This is a genomic window from Azospirillum ramasamyi, from assembly GCF_003233655.1.
GTDB lineage: Bacteria > Pseudomonadota > Alphaproteobacteria > Azospirillales > Azospirillaceae > Azospirillum > Azospirillum ramasamyi.
Window position 1 is genome coordinate 1,197,610 of the sequence record NZ_CP029829.1, and the last position, 18,251, is coordinate 1,215,860.

Consider the following 18,251-nt stretch of genomic DNA (forward strand, 5'->3'; position numbering starts at 1 on the left):
AGGTTATTCTCATATAAATGCCGCTCAAATGGATCGCTCCATCGAAAGAGGTGCATGCACCGCGACCCCACCCTTTCGAAGAGCGGCAGGGATAATTCCGGCTGCCGAAGGGTGCAGGCGGCGTCTCATTGGTCGGTTACCCGTCCCCCTCCATGAAATCGGTTCCGGCAAGGCGGATATGGGGAAGACACAGCCGCATCATCGGAACCGCTCCATGACGAAGCGCCCCGCCTCTCCCATCAAGATCCTGATCGTCGACGACAATCCGCTGCTTCAGCGGGCGTTGAAAGACATGCTCGGGCTTTGGGGGGTGGGCCAGATCACTGCGGTCGCCAACGGGCAGGAGGCCAAGGACACGCTGCGCCGCGAGGTCTACGACCTGATGGTGACGGATTGGGTCATGGAACCGGTGGGCGGCGCTCAACTGATCCAGTGGGTGCGCCAGTCCGCCAACAGCATGTGCCCCGCCCTGCCCATCATCGTGCTGACCGCGAATGCCGACCTCGCCACCGTGCGCAGCGCCTGGGATGCCGGGGCGGACTCGGTTCTTGCGAAGCCGGTGCCGGCCGCCACGCTGGCCCGTCGCATCGACGCGGTGCTGAACCGCCGCGAAACGGCGCCGCGCGGCAACAGCGGCAGCGCCGGCGGCATGGAAACCCGCAACGAAGGCCGCACCGACGGCACCGCTTCGTCGCCTTCCCAGCCGGTCCCTCTGCGCCCTGACCCCGTGTGGCCACTTCCTCTCCGCCCGGCGGCGGAGGGAGCGGCGCAACTGCCGCCGCCGATTCAGCCTCCCCTTCCCCCCGCGGCAACGCCGCCGGAGCAAGGCGCTGCGGCACTGCGCAGCAACGACCCCAAGCGGGTCCGCCTGATGCTGGCGCTCGACAAGCTGGAGGCGGCGATCGACCGCCCCGACCCCATCGGCAGCCGGCTGCGCCACGCGCTGTCCGACCTGCAGCTGGCAGCCGCCGGCGATTCCGCCGCGTCGTCCATCGTCGCGTCGCTGTCCACCTGCGTCACCTGGGTGGAGCCGGATGTGGAGGGCTATGGCGACGCCCTTCAGGCTCATGCCGCGGCATTGCGCTGGCTGGTGGGCACCGAAGCCAACACGCAGTCGATGGCGGTGGCGCTGTGCCTGATCCGCACCCTGCGCGCCAGCGTCCGCACCCTGGCCGCCCGCGGCCACACCGACTTCGGCAATTGGCCGGAGGGCGGAAGCCCGACGCCCCCGGGCAAATCTCCTCTGACCGGACGCTGACTCCGCCCCCATATCGTCCGGAGAGGGGCTGGGCGAGAGGGAGCGGAGCAGGAAATTCCACAGGGCACGGCTTTCCATACGCTCCGTTACGGAATTCCGCCGGTGGCCGCGCCGTTCCTTGCTTTTTGCCGAACGGCCGGCCACAGGCGTTGCGACATAAGGCAGCCTTCATTACCTTTTTGCCTAGCGAACAAATCGGCGTTCCAGCACTCCGCCATGGAGTTTGCCGGGCTGCCGACCGATGGGAGGGTATGAAGAATGGCGGTCTCAACCGTATCGCTGGCAACTGTCTCTCTCGAAGACAAGTACGCGCTCGAACAGGGCCGCGTCTATCTCACCGGCACCCAGGCGCTGGTGAGACTGCCGATGATGCAGCGCCAGCGCGACCTCGCCGCCGGGCTGAACACCGGCTGCTTCATCTCCGGCTATCGCGGCTCGCCGCTGGGCGGCTTCGACCAGAATCTGTGGAACGCCCGCAAGTTCCTGGAAAAGAACCACATCCAGTTCCAGCCCGGCGTGAACGAGGAACTGGGCGCCACCGCCGTCTGGGGCAGCCAGCAGGTCGGCATGTTCAAGGGCGCCAAGTATGACGGCGTCTTCGCCATGTGGTACGGCAAGGGCCCCGGCGTCGACCGCTCCGGCGACGTGTTCAAGCATGCCAACGCCGCGGGCACGTCCAAGCACGGCGGCGTGCTGGTGCTGACCGGCGACGACCACAATTCCAAATCCTCCACCTTCCCGCACCAGTCCGAACACGCCTACATGCATGCCATGATCCCGGTGCTGAACCCGTCGGGGGTGCAGGAGATCCTGGATTACGGCCTGATCGGCTGGCAGATGAGCCGCTATTCCGGCTGCTGGATCGCGATGAAGACGATCGCGGAGACGGTGGACACCTCGGCGTCGGTCTATATCGACCCGCATCGCGTCTCCCCGGTCGTTCCCACCGATTTCCCGATGCCGCCGGGCGGCCTGAACATCCGCTGGCCCGACCCGCCGCTGGAGCAGGAATACCGGCTGATGAAGCACAAGCTGTACGCCGCCCTGGCGTTCGCGCGTGCCAACAAGCTGGACCGTGTGGTGATGGAAAGCCCGCGTCCGCGTTTCGGCATCGTCACCACCGGCAAGAGCTATCTCGACGTCCGTCAGGCCTTCGACGAGCTGGGCATCACCGAGGAGATGGCGGCCGACTGGGGCATCACCGTCTACAAGGTCGGCATGCCCTGGCCGCTGGAGCGCGACGGCGTCCGCCACTTCGCCGAGGGTCTGGAAGAGATCATCGTGGTGGAGGAGAAGCGCGCGGTCATCGAGAACCAGTTGAAGGAACAGCTCTACAACTGGAACCCCGACGTCCGTCCGAAGGTGGTCGGCAAGTTCGACGAGCAGGGCGAATGGATCCTGCCGAGCGCCGGCGAACTGTCGCCCGCCCAGATCGCCGTGGTGATCGGCCGCCGCCTGCAGCGCTTCGTCGACAACGAGAACCTCGCGCGCCGCATCGCCTTCCTCGATGCGCAGGAGAAGCAGAAGGCCCATGTGGCGCGCGTGGTGCGCAAGCCGACCTTCTGCTCCGGCTGCCCGCACAACACCTCCACCGTGGTGCCGGAAGGCAGCCGCGCGCTGGGCGGCATCGGCTGCCATTACATGGCGACCTGGCTCGACCGTTCGACCGACACCTTCACCCAGATGGGCGGCGAGGGCGTGCCCTGGGTCGGCCAGGCCGCCTTCACCGATGAAAAGCACATCTTCGCCAATCTCGGCGACGGCACCTATTTCCATTCCGGCATCCTGGCGATCCGTCAGGCCATCGCCGCCAAGGTGAACATCACCTACAAGATCCTGTTCAACGACGCCGTCGCCATGACCGGCGGCCAGCCCTTCGACGGCACGCTGACGGTGCAGTCCATTGCCAACGTCCTGCGGGCGGAGGGCGTGCAGCGCATCACCGTCGTCTCCGACGAGCCGGAGAAATACGGCATCGGCAACGGCCTGCCGCAGTACGCCAATGTCGAGCATCGCGACGACCTCGACCGCGTGCAGAAGGAGATGCGCGAGGTCCCCGGCGTCAGCGTCCTGATCTATGACCAGACCTGCGCCACCGAGAAGCGCCGCCGCCGCAAGCGCGGCAAGATGGTCGATCCGGCCAAGCGCGTGGTGATCAACGAGCTGGTCTGCGAGGGCTGCGGCGACTGCTCGACCAAGTCGTCCTGCGTGTCGGTGATCCCGCAGGAGACCGAGTTCGGCCGCAAGCGCCAGATCGACCAGTCCAGCTGCAACAAGGATTATTCCTGCACCAAGGGCTTCTGCCCCAGCTTCGTGACGGTGGAGGGCGGAAGCCTGCGCAAGCCGAAGCCGGCCGCGGCGAAGTCGGCCGACGACGCCACCGCCCTGCCCGCCCCCGCGCTCCCCAGCTTCGACAAGACGTGGGGCCTCTACGTCACCGGCGTCGGCGGCACCGGCGTCGTCACCATCGGCGCGCTGCTGGGCATGGCCGCCCATATCGAGGGCAAGGGCGTCGGCGTGCTCGACATGACCGGCCTCGCCCAGAAGGGCGGCGCCGTCACCAGCCACATCCGCATCGCCAACACGCCGGAGGATATCCACTCCGTCCGCATCGCCGCCGGCGGCGCCGACGCGGTGCTGGGCTGCGACCTGATCGTCGCGGCGGCGGGCGACGGCCTGTCGAAGATGACCGCCGGCCGCACCCGCGCCGTCATCAACACCCATGACAGCATCACCGCCGACTTCATCAAGAAGCCGGACATGGTGATCCCGGTGCGCGACCTCGTGGGCGACATCCGCAAGGCTTGCGGCGAAGCCAATGTCGATGCCTTCGACGCGACGAGGCTCGCCACCGCGCTGCTGGGCGACAGCATCTACGCCAACCCGTTCCTGATGGGCTATGCGTGGCAGAAGGGCCTGATCCCGCTGAGCGAGGAATCGATCCTGAAGGCCATCGAGCTGAACGGCGTGTCGGTCAAGCTGAACCTCGACGCCTTCCGGTGGGGCCGCCGTGCCGCCGTCGATCTGGCCGCCGTGGAAGCCGCCGTCGAGGCTGCCGCGAAGCCGCTGGAGCCGGTGCAGGCCGCGCCGTCGCTGCTGCTCGACCAGCGCCGCCAGTCCGGCAGCCTGGAGGAGGTGATCGACCGCCGCCACCGCTTCCTGGTCGATTACCAGGACGCCGCCTATGCCGCCCGCTATCACGCGCTGGTCGATTGGACCCGCCGGATCGAGCAGCAGAAGATCCCCGGCTCCACCGTGCTGACCGAGGCGGTCGCCCGCTCCCACTTCAAGCTGATGGCCTACAAGGACGAGTATGAGGTGGCGCGCCTCTACACCGACACCGGCTTCGTCGAGAATGTGGCGCGCATGTTCGAAGGCGACTGGAAGCTGACCTTCCACATGGCCCCGCCGGTGATGGGCGAGACCGGCGAGGACGGCGGCGAACCGAAGAAGAAGACCTTCGGCCCGTGGATGCTGCACGCCCTGCGCCTGCTGGCCAAGGGCAAGCGCCTGCGCGGCACCGCGCTCGACCCGTTCGGCCGCACCGCCGAGCGCCGTCAGGAACGCCAGCTGATCGCCGAGTATGAAGCGGTGATGGGCGAGGTTCTGCACGACCTGACCCGCGAAAAGCTGGCTCTGGCGGTGGAGATCGCCAAACTGCCGATGGAGATGCGCGGCTACGGCCCGGTGAAGGCCCGCAACGTGTCGGTGGCGAAGGCGAAGGAGGCCAAGCTGCTGGAGGCTTACCGCGCCCCGGTTGCCGCGCCGCAGCCGCTGGCGGCGGAGTGACGCGGTTCGGGTTGGAACTGGTACCGGCGAACGCCTTGATGCCGCCGAGCGTAGGTTCTGACTTACGCTCGGCGGTAAGGGCTGCGACTGGGAGCAGGGCTGCCCGACCCAAGTCTGGCCTCTTCCCCCTACCCCGCCGGAAACCGCAGCACGAAGCGCGTACCCTTCTCCCCGCCATCCTCCAGCGCGATGCTTCCGCGCATGGTGCCGGACATGATGTTGGCGCAGATGCTCAGGCCCAGGCCGCTGGCGCCCGTGCCGCGCTTGGTGGTGAAGAAGGGTTCGAAGATGCGGGGGCGGATATCGGCGGGGATGCCCTTGCCGTCGTCGGCATAATGCATCTCGATCCAGCCGGGCGGCTGCTTGCGGGCGGACAGCAGGATCCGGCCGGCATCCCCCTCGTCATAGGCATGGACCAGGGCGTTGATGATCAGGTTCGACAGCACCTGCGCGAAGGCCCCGGGATAGCCGTCGACGATCAGGCCGGCGGGAATGTCCAGTTCCACCGTCACCCGCGTGCGGCGCAGGCGGGGGCGCAGGCTCAGCAGCACCTCGTCCACATAGGCGGCGAGATCGAAGGGGCGGCGCTCGCCGCTCGCCTGGTCGGAGGCGACCTGCTTGAAGCTCTGGATCAGGCCGGTGGCGCGCTCCACGTTCGACAGGATCATCCGCGTCGATTCCCACGCGATGTCCAGGAATTCCTGTAAATCGCTGCGGCGGATGCGGTTCTCCTCGAACAGGGTGCGGATACGGGCGACCTCTTCGCCAAGATGGGAGATCGCGGTCAGGGTGACGCCGATCGGCGTGTTCACCTCATGCGCCACGCCGGCGACCAGCTGGGCCAGCGACGCCAGCTTCTCCGCCTGGATCAGGCTGGCCTGGGCATCGCGCAGTTCGGCCTCCGCGCGCTTGCGGGCGGTGATGTCCAGCGCCACGGTGACGATGTGGGTCACCTGCCCGTCCTCGTCGGTCAGCGGCATCTTGGTGGTCAGCCAGTCGCGCGTGCTCCCATCGCCGCCGGACGCGCGGTCCTCGTGAAAGGGCACGCCCAGGCCGCTCTCCACCACCAGCCGGTCCAGCGCGGTGGCGCGGTCGGCCGGCGGGCCGGGGGGCGGGGCTTCGGCCGGGCCATAGGTCTCGCGGTAGAAGCGGTTGGTCAGCCGGACGGTACCGTCGCGGTCCTTGACGTCGATCAGCGCGGGAATGGCGTCGATGACGCCGGTCAGGATCTCCCGGCTCTGGCGCAACGCCTCGTCGGCGACGACCCGGTCGGTGATGTCGGTGAAGGTACGAACCTGTCCGCCATCGGGAAGCGGCACCACCCGCACTTCGATGAAGCGGCCGTCGCCCTGGGGGCGGGCATAGACGAACTCTTGCTCCGGCCGGCCGACCCGCTCCATCAGATAGGCCGTCTTGGCTTCCAGATTGTCGCCGAAATCGGGGGCGCCGGCAGGCATTTCCAACCGCCGGCAGGCGATCTGGTGGCGCATCACGTCCTGCAGACGCGGTCCGCCGCGCATCACCTCCTCCTCCACGCCCAGTATGTCGAGCGTCAGGCCATTCCAGGCGATGCAACGCAGTTCCCGGTCCAGCAGGACGATGCCCTGCCCCATATTCTCCAGCGTCAGGCGCAGCAGGTGGCGTTGCTTCGTAAGATCGTCCTCCGCCCGGCGCCGCTCGGTGACGTCCGTATAGGTCCGGGTGAAGCCGCCGCCGGAGGAGCGCCGCGTCCGAACTTCCAGCACCCGCCCGTCGGGCCGGAGATGCTCGTATAGGGGCGGCTCGGCCCGCAGAGCCTGCTCCAGATGGCGGGCGGCGATCGCTTCGGGATCACCCGGTCCATATTCGCCTTTGCGCGCCAGGAACTGGATCATCTGGACATAATCCGCCCCAGGCATGAACCCACGCGGCAGGCCGAACAACTCATAGAGCGGGCCGTTGATCACCTTCACCGTCAGGTCGGCATCGACGAGGATCACACCCTGATCCATCTGCTCCAGTGCCAGCGCCGACAGTTCGTCGCCGATGGAAGGAGCCGTCCCGATGGTCTGGGCGGTGACGGAGAGGTTCGTCGGGAGATCGGGGATCTTGGCTGGCAAGGCTGGGCGCCATCCGTCGTTACGCGTGTCCGAAATCGAACGGGTCACTGTAACAGCCGGTTCCGGTCCTGCCGAGGATTCGTCGCTGTCAGGCTGTCGCAACCTGAGAACCTTTAACGGACATTTTAAGCATTTCGGAACTTTTGGCCCACTACCCTGTTTCGCTGCCCATGTGGTTTGTGCAAGATCGAGACAGCCACACGACTGCCCTGGCCAAGCCGCCGCCCGCCTTCCCGCCACGCTGAGGTTTCCACCCCTTGACCGGACTGGCCGCCCTTCCCGCACCGACCGGCGCGATGCCCACCTCGGGCGTTGCGAAGCTGCGTCAGATGCTGGCGAGCGACGCCGCGGCCGTTCAGCCGATCCGCCGGATTCCGGACGAGGACGAGCGGAAGCGGAACAAGGAAGGCACCGAGTCCACCGGCGATGCGCTGCAGGGAAGCCGCCGCGCCGACGGCGACTCGACGCCCGCCCGCAGCCGCGGCGCCGGGGGTTCGGCTGGCGGATTCGCCATCGGCTCCAGCAGCGGCGATTCCAGCCCGGTCAGCGGCGGCCCCGTTCCGCTGACCGCCCTTCCCAACGCCGGCTATGTTGCCCAGAGCATCCACCAGGAAGCCATGGGCAGCGGTCTGACCATCGAACCCTGGTCCGAGGCCATCGAAGCCTATCGCCGCACCGACGCCGGGGTGAACACGCCGATGGTCACGCAGATCGCGGTTTAAAGCCGATCCGTTTTGGACCGCGATGGCGGTTCCGGCCGCTCATTGGGCCGAAGCCTGACCGGCGAGTGAGTTCATATGCCGAAGCCCGAGCCGGCCCCCATCGCCCAGGGTCCGGCCGCGGCTCCAGACTCAGAGATAGCGCTGTTCCAGATGCCGCTTGAACACCGACGAGTCGAGCGGCCGGCCGGTGGCCGCCGTCAGCAACTCGTCGCCCGAGGCATGGAAGCAGCCGGTTTCGTGCACATTCACCCGCAGCCAGGCGACCAGCGGCGCGAACTCGCCGCGTGACAGGGCGGGCACGATCTCGGGATCGGCGTTGCGCGCGGCGTCGAACAGTTGGGCCGCGGTCATGGCGCCCAGCGTGTAGCTCGGGAAATAGCCCCACCCGCCGCCCGGCCAGTGGATGTCCTGCAGGCAGCCCAGCCGGTCGTCCGGCGGCACCACCCCCACCAGCTCCGCCATGCCGTCGTTCCAGGCGCCGGGCAGGTCCGGCAGGGTCAGATCGCCGGCGATCAGCGCCTTTTCCAACCGGTAACGCAGGATGATGTGGGCCGGATAGGTGACCTCGTCGGCGTTGACGCGGATGAAGCCGCGTTCCACCCGGCTGTAGAGCCGGCGCAGATTGTCGGCCTCCCAGGCCGGCCCCTCCCCGCCGAAGGCCTCGCGCACCACAGGCGCCAGCCAGGTGATGAACTCCGGCGAGCGGCAGGCCTGCATCTCCATCAGCAGCGACTGGCTTTCATGCACCGCCATGCCGCGCGATTGGCCGACCGGCTGGCCCAGCCACGCGCGCGGACGGTTCTGCTCGTACAGGGCATGACCGGTTTCGTGCAGAATCCCCATCAGCGCGTCGGTGAAGTTCGCCTCGTCATAGCGGGTGGTGATGCGGACGTCGCCGGTCGCCCCGCCGCAGAAGGGATGGAGCGAGACGTCGAGCCGGCCGCGGCTGAAATCGAAGCCCAGCCGTTCCATCATCCGCACGCCAAGTTCGCGCTGCTTTTCCACCGGGAACGGCCCCTGCGGATCGACCGCCGCCGGCGCTGCCGCTTGACGGTCGAGCACGCGGCCGATCAGGTCGGGCAGGAAGCTGGAAAGGTCGGCGAACAGCGCGTCGATCCGCTCCGCCCGCGCACCGGGATCGTGGCTGTCGAGCAGCGCGTCGTAAGGACTGATGCCCATGACCGAGCCCAACGCCTCCGCCCCTTCGCGCACGCGGGCCAGCACCTCGGTCAGCGAGGGCAGCAGCTTGGCGAAGTCGCTTTCCGCCCGCGCGGCGCGCCATGTCATCTCGCAGACCGACACGGCCTTGCTGGTCGCCTCCACCAGATCGGCGGGAATGGCGGTGGACTGGATGTGGTGGCGGCGCATCTCGCGCAGATTGGCGCGCTGCCACGCATCGAGGCTGCTGTCCGTCTCGGCCTCGGCCAGCAGGTCGGCGATGCGGGGATCGGTCGCCAGCTCATGCGCGATCACCGACAGGGTGGCGGTCTGCTCCGCCCGGCCGTCGTTGGCCCCCTCCGGCATGATCGTCTGGGTGTCCCAGCCGAGAATGCCCAGCGCATCGCCGATGGCGGAGATGCGGGCGTGGCGGCGTTCAAGCTCCTGATATGCGGTCATCGGATCGTCCGTCGGTTCCGGTGTCGGCGCGCTTGCGCTGCGACAGCACGTAGATCCCGGCGAGCGTTACCGCAAGCCCGTACCAGGTCAAGGCATACTGCAGATGGTTGTTCGGCAGGTCCACCCGCGGTTCGATTCCCGCCAGGGTGCCGGGCGGCGCGCCGGTCAAGCCGGCGTTCGGGGAACCGAAGGACTGGCCGGGCAGCATCTCCACCACCACGGGCGCCACGTTGTCCAGCGACAGCACCGCCGCCATGGCGGGCGGATCGGGCCGCATCCAGGCGGACCCCGGCTGCGGCGTGCCGTTGCCGGGCTGGAACAGGCCGGGCTGCTGCGGCAGGCGGACGATGCCCTTGACGGCGACCTCCCCCGTCACGCGACCGGCTGGGCGGGTGGCGGGATCCCGCAGGTCCATGGGAATGAAGCCGCGGTTGACCAGCACGATGCCGGCCCCATCGGCCCGCTGGAACGGAACCAGAAGCTCGTAACCGACCCGCCCCTGGTGCGGACGGGCGATCAGCGGCATTTCCCTGTCGTTGAGGAAGCGGCCGGTAAGGGTGACGGGCCGGAACTCCCAGGCGGCGGGATCGTCGATGCGGACCGGCAGCGGCGCCGGCGGCTCGGCCATCCGGCTGGCGACCCGGGCGACCAGATCGGTCTTCCACTGCAGCCGCTCCAGCTGCCAGGTGCCGAGGCCGATGGCGACCGCCAAGCCCAGCACCGTCACCAGCGTGGCGCCCAGCGACGGGCGGAAGCAGCGGCGCTCTCCGACTCCGCTTGGCAGTCCGCTTGGCGATCCGTCCGGCAATCCGCCCGGCGGTGCGGCCTCCGTTCCGGTGATTGCGGCCTTCATGATCCCTTCTCGACCTCGCTGCGTCGGTAGCGGTACTGCAGGGCGATGACATAGGCCTTGGCCGGCCGCAACATGCCCAGCGTCAGGGCCAGCACCACGATGCTCCAGACGATGGTGTGCAGCCATAACGGCCATTCGACGGTCATCGACACCCACAGCGCCAACGGCACCACAAGGAAGCCGAGGATGAAGATCAGGAAGACCGCCGGGCCGTCTCCGCTGTCCACCTGGGAGAAATCGAGGCCGCAGACGTCGCAGCGTTCCGCCACCGTCAGGTAGCCGGAGAACAGACGCCCCTGTCCGCAGCGCGGGCAGAGGCAACGCATGCCCGCGGACATCGGGGAAACTCTGGGGTAATGGTCGTTCACGCTGAAACCTCCCGTTCGCACCGTTCCGGCAGACGGTGAGGACTGCCGGAACGTGTCGGCGCCGGCGGCGTCAGTGGCTGGCGATCACGCCGCCATAGCCACCCCACCAGTAGACCGATACGAACAGGAACAACCAGACGACGTCGACGAAGTGCCAATACCAGGCCGCCGCCTCGAAGCCGAAATGGCTTTGCGGGGTGAAATGGCCCTTCACCGTGCGGTACCAGCAGACTGCCAGGAAGATGGTGCCGACCAGCACATGGAAGCCGTGGAAGCCGGTCGCCAGGTAGAAGGTCGACGGGAAGATGCCGTCGGTGAACTTGAAGGAGGCGTAGGCATACTCGTAGACCTGGAAGAAGGTGAACAGCACGCCCAGCAGCACGGTCAGGCCCAGCGCCTTCGCGGCCTCGCGGTTGCGCCCCTCGACGATCGCATGGTGAGCCCAGGTGACGGTGACGCCGGACAGCAGCAGGGTCAGCGTCATCATCAGCGGCATGTCGAACGGATCGATGACATGCACGTTCGGCGGCGGCCAGATGGCGTCGGGGTTGAGCGGCGAGGCCTTCGGATCCAGGGCGGCGTGGAAGAAGGCCCAGAAGAAGGCGGCGAAGAACATCACCTCCGACGCGATGAACAGCGCCATGCCATAGCGCAGGCCGATCTTCACCACCGGGGTGTGGGCACGCTCCACCACCGATTCCTGGATCACGGAACGCCACCAGCCGACCATCGTCACCAGAATGGCCAGCACCCCCAGGATCATCAGGAAGGAGCCGCCGCCATGCATGTAGACGACAAGACCGGTCGCCAGCAGCCCGCCGGAAAAGGCGCCGATCAGCGGCCAGGGGCTGGGCTTCAGCAGATGGTAGGGATGCGGGATGCCTGCGCCCGGTTCATGGGCTGACGGTTCGGCGTGCGGCATTTGCCCGTGGGTGATGTCGGCCATCGTCTCACTACCCCATATTGTTCAGTTTGTGGCGGTCGCCCCTGGCTCCGCCTTTTGTTTGCTTGCCTCCGCGCCGCCGGACGGGGCGGAGGTCGCGGCATGCTGAGCAAGCCGGGCCTCGCTGTCCTTGGCGCGGAAGAAGGTGTAGGACAGCGTGATGGTCTTCACGTCGTCCATGTTCGGGTCGTCGGCCATCGACGGATCGACGAAGAAGGTCACCGGCATGTCAACGGCCTGGCCGGGCTCCAGGATCTGCTCGGTGAAGCAGAAGCACTGCATCTTGTTGAAATAGATGCCCGCCTTGTCCGGCGAAACATTGTAGACGGCCGTGCCGACGGTGGGATTCACCCCGCGGTTCTCCGCCCGGTAGGCAGCGAATCCGGTTTCTCCCAGCTTCAGCACCAGCTCCCGCTGCTCCGGCCTGAAGGACCAGGGCAGCGCGTTGTTGGTGTCGGCGTTGAAGCGGATGGTGATCTTGCGGTCGACCACCCGGTCCGCGGCCTGCTCGGCCCGCTGTGTGGTGCCGCCGAAGCCGGTGACGGCGCAGAACAGGTTGTAGAGCGGGACCGACGCATAGGTCAGCCCGATCATGCCCGCCACCAGCCCGAACAGCGTGCCCAGGACGAGCCGGTTGCGTCGGCGCAGCCTGTCGTCGCGCCCCGGCATCAGTGCGCCCCGCCCATCCGCACGAGGGTAATGGCGTAGAACAGGGCGACCAGCGTCAGCAGCGCCGCCAGAACGGCCAGATTGCGGCCGCGCAGCTTCCGGGCGCGCAGGGCGGCCTCCTGCCGCTTCTGCTCCTCCACCGAGGCGCGGGTATCGATCGGGTTATCGTGTTCCATCACCGTCATGCCCATCCTCCGAGGATCAGCCGCTCCGCCATCATCACGGCGAACAGCAGGAACAGGTACAGGATCGAGAAACCGAACATCTTCTTGGCCGGCTTGTCGTCGGTCGCGCGCAGGACGCGGACGGAATAGCCGACGAACATCAGGCCGAGGATGGCCGACACCGCCAGATAGACCGGACCGGCGATCCCGACGAAGGACGGCGCGGAGGCCACCGGCAGCAGGATCAGCGTGTAGACCAGCATCTGGCGCTTGGTCGCCGCCTCGCCCGCCACCACCGGCATCATCGGCACGCCGGCGCGGGTGTAGTCGCCGTTGCGGAACAGGGCGAGCGCCCAGAAATGCGGCGGCGTCCACAGGAAGATCAGAAGGAACAACAGAACCGACGGCAGATCGACACTGCCGGTCACGGCGGCCCAGCCGATCATCGGAGGGAAGGCGCCGGCGGCCCCGCCGATCACGATGTTCTGGGGGGTCCGGCGCTTCAGCCACATGGTGTAGACGAAGACGTAGAAGCCGATGGTCAGCGCCAGCAGCGAGGCCGCCGCCCAGTTCACCGCCAGCCCCATCACCACGACGGACATCACCGACAGGGTGATTCCGAAGGCCAGCGCCTCCGGCGGCTCCACCCGGCCCGACGGGATCGGGCGCTTGATCGTGCGGGCCATCACCGCGTCGATGTCGCGGTCGTACCACATGTTGATGGCGCCCGACGCCCCGGCGCCGACGGCGATGCACAGCACGGCGACCACAGCCAGGAAAGGATGGATCTCGCCGGGGGCAAGAACGATGCCGGCCAGTCCGGTGAAGACCACAAGCGACATGACCCGCGGTTTGAGCAACTCGATGAAGTCACCGGCCGACGCCCCTCCGGTCTGGTTGAGCGTCAGTTCGTTCGTCACGTCCGTCATATCATGTCCTTGTCGTCTTCTAACCTCGGGTCCGCCGCCGCGGCGCCCGTCCTGCCGATGCCCATTGTTCGGGCTATCCGGCTTTATTCGCTCTACTCGGGGGCGGGCGCTTCGGTGCGGCAGCGCCCGCCCGTTACCATGCCTACTTCACCTGGGGCAACGTCTCGAACGCGTGGAACGGAGGCGGCGAGCTGACCGACCATTCCAGCGTGCCTGCCTGCGGACCCCAATAGGCGCCCGGCACCCGCTCGCCGCTGCGCAGCGTCTTCCAGGCGATCCACACGAACAGCAGCGTCGAGGCGAAGGACAGATAGGCACCCAGCGACGACACCATGTTCCAGCCCCAGAAGGCATCCGGATAGTCGGGGATGCGGCGCGGCATGCCCGACAGGCCCAGGAAGTGCTGCGGGAAGAACAGCAGGTTCACGCCGATGAAGGTCGTGTAGAAATGGACCTTGCCCCAGAACTCCGGATACTGGCGCCCGGACATCTTGCCGATCCAGTAATACCAGCCGGCGAAGATCGAGAACACGGCACCCAGCGACAGCACGTAGTGGAAGTGCGCCACGACGTAGTAGGTGTCGTGCATGTAGTTGTCGAGGCCGCCGTTCGCCAGCACCACGCCGGTCACGCCGCCGACGGTGAACAGGAAGATGAAGCCCAGCGCCCACAGCATCGGCACCCGGAATTCGATCGACCCGCCCCACATGGTGGCGATCCAGGAGAAGATCTTCACGCCGGTCGGCACCGCGATGATCATGGTGGCGGCGGTGAAGTAGGCCTTGGTGTCGACGTCGAGGCCGACCGTGTACATGTGGTGCGCCCAGACGACGAAGCCGACCACGCCGATGGCGACCATGGCGTAGGCCATGCCGAGATAGCCGAACACCGGCTTCTTGGAGAAGGTCGACACGATGTGGCTGATGATGCCGAAGGCCGGCAGGATCATGATGTAGACTTCGGGGTGGCCGAAGAACCAGAACAGGTGCTGGAACAGGATCGGGTCGCCGCCGCCTTCCGGGTTGAAGAAGGTGGTGCCGAAATTGCGGTCGGTCAGCAGCATGGTGATGGCGCCGCCCAGCACCGGCACGGCCAGCAGCAGCAGGAAGGCCGTCACCAGCATCGCCCAGACGAACAGCGGCATCTTGTGCAGCGTCATGCCGGGGGCGCGCATGTTGAAGATGGTTGTGATGAAGTTTACCGCGCCGAGGATGGAGCTGGCGCCGGCCAGGTGCAGGGCGAAGATCGCCATGTCGACCGAGGGCCCGCTGTGTCCCAGCTGCGCCGACAGCGGCGGATAGATGGTCCATCCGGTGCCGGCGCCGGTGCCGACGAAGGCGGAGGCCAGCAGCAGCAGGAAGGCCGGCACGATCAGCCAGAAGCTGATGTTGTTCATGCGCGGGAAGGCCATGTCGGGCGCGCCGATCATGAGCGGCACGAACCAGTTGCCGAAGCCGCCGATCAGCGCAGGCATAACCACGAAGAACACCATGATCAGGCCATGCGCCGTGATCAGCACGTTCCACATCTGGCCGTCGGCGACGAACTGCAGTCCCGGCGCCTGAAGCTCCATACGCATGATGACGGAGAACAGGCCGCCGATCAGCCCGGCGATCACCGAGAAGATCAGATAGAGCGTGCCGATGTCCTTGTGGTTGGTCGAATAGAACCAGCGCTGCACGAAGCCGGGCATATGGTGATCGTCATGCCCATGCCCGTGGTCATGCGCGTGATCATGCGCGTAGTCATGACCAGGGGCCTGATCCTGTCCCGGTGTGGCGTTTGCCATGTCTCTACCCTTCGTCGCTGTCCCTGGCCGCCGCGCCGTCCGTTCTTCCGCGGACCGGCGGCGGCCGGGTATGTTCTTCTTATCGCGTCGACCCCGTTCCGGGCTGTGCGAAATCCGCTGTGGCGGCCGGCATCGTCATTCGACCAGCGTGCCGGTCGGGCGCGCCGCCACGTCGCGGCCCGGATCCTTCGGCGCGAAGGCCGTCTTGGTCTTTTCGACCCAGGCGTCGAACGCCTCGCGCGACACGACCTCGACCGCGATCGGCATGTAGGCGTGGTTGGTGCCGCAGATCTCGGAGCACTGACCGTAATAGACGCCTTCGCGCTCGGCCTTGAACCAGGTCTCGTTGATGCGGCCGGGCACGCCGTCCTTCTTCACGCCGAAGGCCGGAATTGCCCAGGAATGGATCACGTCGCCGGCGGTCACCAGCAGCCGCACGGTGGTGTTGACCGGAACGACGACCCGGTTGTCGACTTCCAGCAGGCGGCGCTGGCCGGGCTTGAGCTCCGATTCCGCGATCATGTAGCTGGAGAAGGCGATGTTGCCGTGGTCGGGATACTCATAGTCCCAGTACCACTGGCGGCCGGTGACCTTGACGGTCATCTCGGCTTCCGGGATGCGCTCCGCGGCATAGAGCAATTTGAAGGACGGCACGGCGATCACGATCAGGATGATCACCGGCACGACGGTCCAGGCGACCTCGAGCACCGTGTTGTGCGAGGTCTTGGACGGAACCGGATTCTTCCTCGCATCGAAGCGGATGATGCAATAGGCCATCAACGCCGCGACGAAGACGACGATCAGCGTGATGATGATGGTCAGCAGGTCGTTGAACGAACCCATCAGGTGCTTTACCGGGGAGGCGGAGGGCTGCATGCCCATCTCCCACGGCTTCGGCTCGTTCGCCAGGGCGGCACCCCACCCCATCATCGCCGGCCCGACCATCGACAGGACCGCCGCCAGGCCGGCGGCGTATAGGCTTTGCCTTCTCATCCCCAACCCCTTCTTAGCCGCGACGCTCGTCATGGCCCGCGGTCGTCTCTTCCCGCCGACGCCCCCTCCGCCCTCTTGTCCGCTGGACCGCTATCCATTCGTGCGGTCCATAGTTGGGCTTATCAGCGAACGCCAGTTTATGCAGGGATCACGCCATCTTAGCGCGACATATACCCGCGTCAGGAGCTTATCCCCACGTCCCGCTGGGTTACAAGCCTTTCCTCTCTCCCACCGATCGCATAGGCATTTCCTCACATTCAGCTTTGCCGTGGGGACAAAGGTTGAGCGCGCGCAGGGGTCAAACCATGCGACATTCCGTCGCAGTCCGTTGGAATAGCGGATTTTTATGGAGATGGGCGCTGGAAAGGATATGAGCGCCCGCACAGGCCGGCCGCAGGTTCGTTGCGGCACCAGGGCGCGACCCAGGAACTCAGGATGGGTTAGCTCTGCGCATCGGGCCAGATGCGCGAAGGTAATAGGCACAGTTTCGCCCCAACCGGCCTTCGGCTGGCCGAGGGCGGGTCAGGGTAGCGGCAATTGGAACAACGGACGGCCGAGAGGCGCGCCCCTCAATGCCCGCCGACCAGCACCTTGCGAATCCGCCGCACGCCGGACCAGACGAAGGCGATGACGATGGGAATCATCACCCCCACCAGCACGTCGGGATCGATCTTCAGCCCGGCACCCTTCAGCCCCTTGGCGGCGTAGCCGACGATGCCGACGAGGTAATAGCTGATCGCCACCACCGACAGCCCTTCCACCGTCTCCTGCAGGCGCAGCTGCAGCTGGGCGCGGCGGTCCATCGACTGGAGAAGCTCGGCGTTCTGCCCCTCCACCGCGATTTCGACGCGGGTGCGCAGCAGCGTGCTGGCCCGCGCCACCCGCTGCGACAGCGACTCGAGCCGCTGTTCCACCGCCTCGCAGGTGCGGATGGCGGGCGTCAGACGGCGGTCCATGAACTCCTGGACGGTCTGCAGCCCCTCGATCCGGATCTCGCGCAACTCCTCGATCCGCCGCTCCACCAGCTCGTAATAGGCGCGGGCGGCGCCGAACCGGTAGGCGGATTCGGCCGAAATCTGCTCGGTCTGCGCCGCCAGCAGGGTCAGCCGGTCGAGCAGGTCGCGCTCGTCCTGCAGGTCGCGCAGGCCGGCGATCCGGTTGGTGACCTCCGCCAGCCCGGATTCGATCGGACCGATTCGGGGCAGGATGCCGCGCGCCATCGGCAGCGCCAGCAGGGCCAGCACACGGTAGGTCTCGATCTCCAGCAGGCGCTGCAACACCCGGCCGGTCTGGCGCGGCGTCATCGAATGGTCGGCGACCAGCATGCGGGAGAAGCCGTCGCCATGGATGCGGAAATCGGTCCAGGCGGTGGCCGACCGCCCGGCGATGCGCGAGCCGACATAGCTCTCCGACCCGAACATCGCCGCCATCATGGAGGGCGAGGGTTCCGGGGTATCGGCGTCGAGCACGGCGACATGGATGCCGACCAGCAGTTCGCCCGGCAGACCGGCCAGCCATTCCCGCGGCAGGGCGTGCAGCGCCGGTTCCAGGAAGGGATCGACCAGGGCGCCCGCCGGCATGGCGCTGGGGCGGAAGACGGTCCAGGCCGAGAATTCGGTATGCCGCTCCCATTTCAGATGAAAACTGCCGAAGGACGCGCTGTGATGGGTGGCGCCCTGCGGCGGCCGGACGACGCCGGCCCAGTCGCACAGCGCTTCCAGATGGCGGCGGTCGGCTTCGGTGGCCCCCTCCCCCGACAGCATCGCCAGCATCGTGGCACGGACCGGCGCCGCCACGGATTCCGGCGGGCGGGCATGGACCTCGTTGGTCAGGACATGACGCAGCGGGTGGTCGCGCAAGGGACGCGGGCCGATAATGCCGGCACCGGTTCCGGACGCGCCCGCGCGGTTCAGGCCATCCGTTGTCGTCCGCGCCGCTCCGTCGGTCATGCTTCCCTCCGCCATACCGGCACCACCCCGTGTCACGCCCGCCGTCGGGCCATATAATCCGGCATCGGCGACGCTTGCCGGATCGCGCCGGCGTCGCCACACTATAGTC

General features: G+C 67.1%; 14 protein-coding genes. 3 read left to right on the forward strand and 11 right to left on the reverse strand.

What is annotated here, in order from left to right; all coding sequences use genetic code 11:
* Positions 1-214: 214 nt before the first annotated feature.
* Both DM194_RS05575 and DM194_RS05580 read left to right on the forward strand, forming a co-directional pair.
* Positions 215-1,258 carry a response regulator gene (locus tag DM194_RS05575; RefSeq protein WP_111066316.1) on the forward strand — a complete coding sequence of 348 codons (1,044 nt, stop codon included), beginning with the start codon at positions 215-217 and terminating at the stop codon, positions 1,256-1,258.
* 258 nt (positions 1,259-1,516) lie between these two features.
* On the forward strand, positions 1,517-5,047 hold the full coding sequence (locus DM194_RS05580) for an indolepyruvate ferredoxin oxidoreductase family protein (protein WP_111066317.1): 3,531 nt from the start codon (positions 1,517-1,519) through the stop codon (positions 5,045-5,047).
* A 128-nt stretch (positions 5,048-5,175) separates the two neighbouring features.
* Here the strand turns inward: DM194_RS05580 and DM194_RS05585 are convergent, their stop codons facing one another.
* On the reverse strand, positions 5,176-7,146 hold the full coding sequence (locus DM194_RS05585; protein WP_111066318.1) for a PAS-domain containing protein: 1,971 nt from the start codon (positions 7,144-7,146) through the stop codon (positions 5,176-5,178).
* Positions 7,147-7,403: 257 nt separating this feature from the next.
* Here DM194_RS05585 and DM194_RS05590 point away from each other — a divergent pair, with 257 nt between their 5' ends.
* The gene (locus DM194_RS05590; RefSeq protein ID WP_111066319.1) at positions 7,404-7,868 is read left to right on the forward strand and encodes a hypothetical protein; all 465 of its coding nucleotides are present in this window, start codon (positions 7,404-7,406) and stop codon (positions 7,866-7,868) included.
* A gap of 129 nt (positions 7,869-7,997) precedes the next feature.
* Here the strand turns inward: DM194_RS05590 and DM194_RS05595 are convergent, their stop codons facing one another.
* From DM194_RS05595 to DM194_RS05640, 10 genes are all read right to left on the reverse strand, one after another.
* Positions 7,998-9,485: a carboxypeptidase M32 gene (locus DM194_RS05595; protein ID WP_111066320.1), complete on the reverse strand. Its 1,488-nt coding sequence runs from the start codon at positions 9,483-9,485 to the stop codon at positions 7,998-8,000.
* Entirely contained in the window at positions 9,463-10,338 is an 876-nt protein-coding gene (locus DM194_RS05600; RefSeq protein ID WP_111066321.1) for an SURF1 family protein, read from the reverse strand. Before DM194_RS05600 ends, DM194_RS05595 begins: the two co-directional genes overlap by 23 nt.
* On the reverse strand, positions 10,335-10,676 hold the full coding sequence (locus DM194_RS05605; protein WP_111066322.1) for a DUF983 domain-containing protein: 342 nt from the start codon (positions 10,674-10,676) through the stop codon (positions 10,335-10,337). The genes DM194_RS05600 and DM194_RS05605 overlap by 4 nt, the downstream gene beginning before the upstream one ends.
* A gap of 100 nt (positions 10,677-10,776) precedes the next feature.
* Positions 10,777-11,652 carry a cytochrome c oxidase subunit 3 gene (locus tag DM194_RS05610; RefSeq protein WP_211110609.1) on the reverse strand — a complete coding sequence of 292 codons (876 nt, stop codon included), beginning with the start codon at positions 11,650-11,652 and terminating at the stop codon, positions 10,777-10,779.
* A gap of 21 nt (positions 11,653-11,673) precedes the next feature.
* The gene (locus tag DM194_RS05615) at positions 11,674-12,318 is read right to left on the reverse strand and encodes a cytochrome c oxidase assembly protein (protein ID WP_111066323.1); all 645 of its coding nucleotides are present in this window, start codon (positions 12,316-12,318) and stop codon (positions 11,674-11,676) included.
* Positions 12,318-12,503, reverse strand: coding sequence for a hypothetical protein (locus DM194_RS05620; RefSeq protein ID WP_111066324.1), 186 nt, complete (start codon positions 12,501-12,503; stop codon positions 12,318-12,320). Before DM194_RS05620 ends, DM194_RS05615 begins: the two co-directional genes overlap by 1 nt.
* Positions 12,500-13,411: a heme o synthase gene (gene cyoE / locus DM194_RS05625; RefSeq protein WP_111066325.1), complete on the reverse strand. Its 912-nt coding sequence runs from the start codon at positions 13,409-13,411 to the stop codon at positions 12,500-12,502. The genes DM194_RS05620 and cyoE overlap by 4 nt, the downstream gene beginning before the upstream one ends.
* 142 nt (positions 13,412-13,553) lie before the next feature.
* Positions 13,554-15,200, reverse strand: coding sequence for a cytochrome c oxidase subunit I (ctaD, locus tag DM194_RS05630; protein ID WP_176581369.1), 1,647 nt, complete (start codon positions 15,198-15,200; stop codon positions 13,554-13,556).
* 135 nt (positions 15,201-15,335) lie between these two features.
* Complete coding sequence (gene coxB / locus DM194_RS05635; RefSeq protein WP_111066327.1) at positions 15,336-16,193, reverse strand: cytochrome c oxidase subunit II; 858 nt, start codon at positions 16,191-16,193, stop codon at positions 15,336-15,338.
* A 569-nt stretch (positions 16,194-16,762) separates the two neighbouring features.
* Complete coding sequence (locus DM194_RS05640; protein ID WP_111066328.1) at positions 16,763-18,142, reverse strand: DUF3422 family protein; 1,380 nt, start codon at positions 18,140-18,142, stop codon at positions 16,763-16,765.
* Positions 18,143-18,251 lie beyond the last annotated feature (109 nt).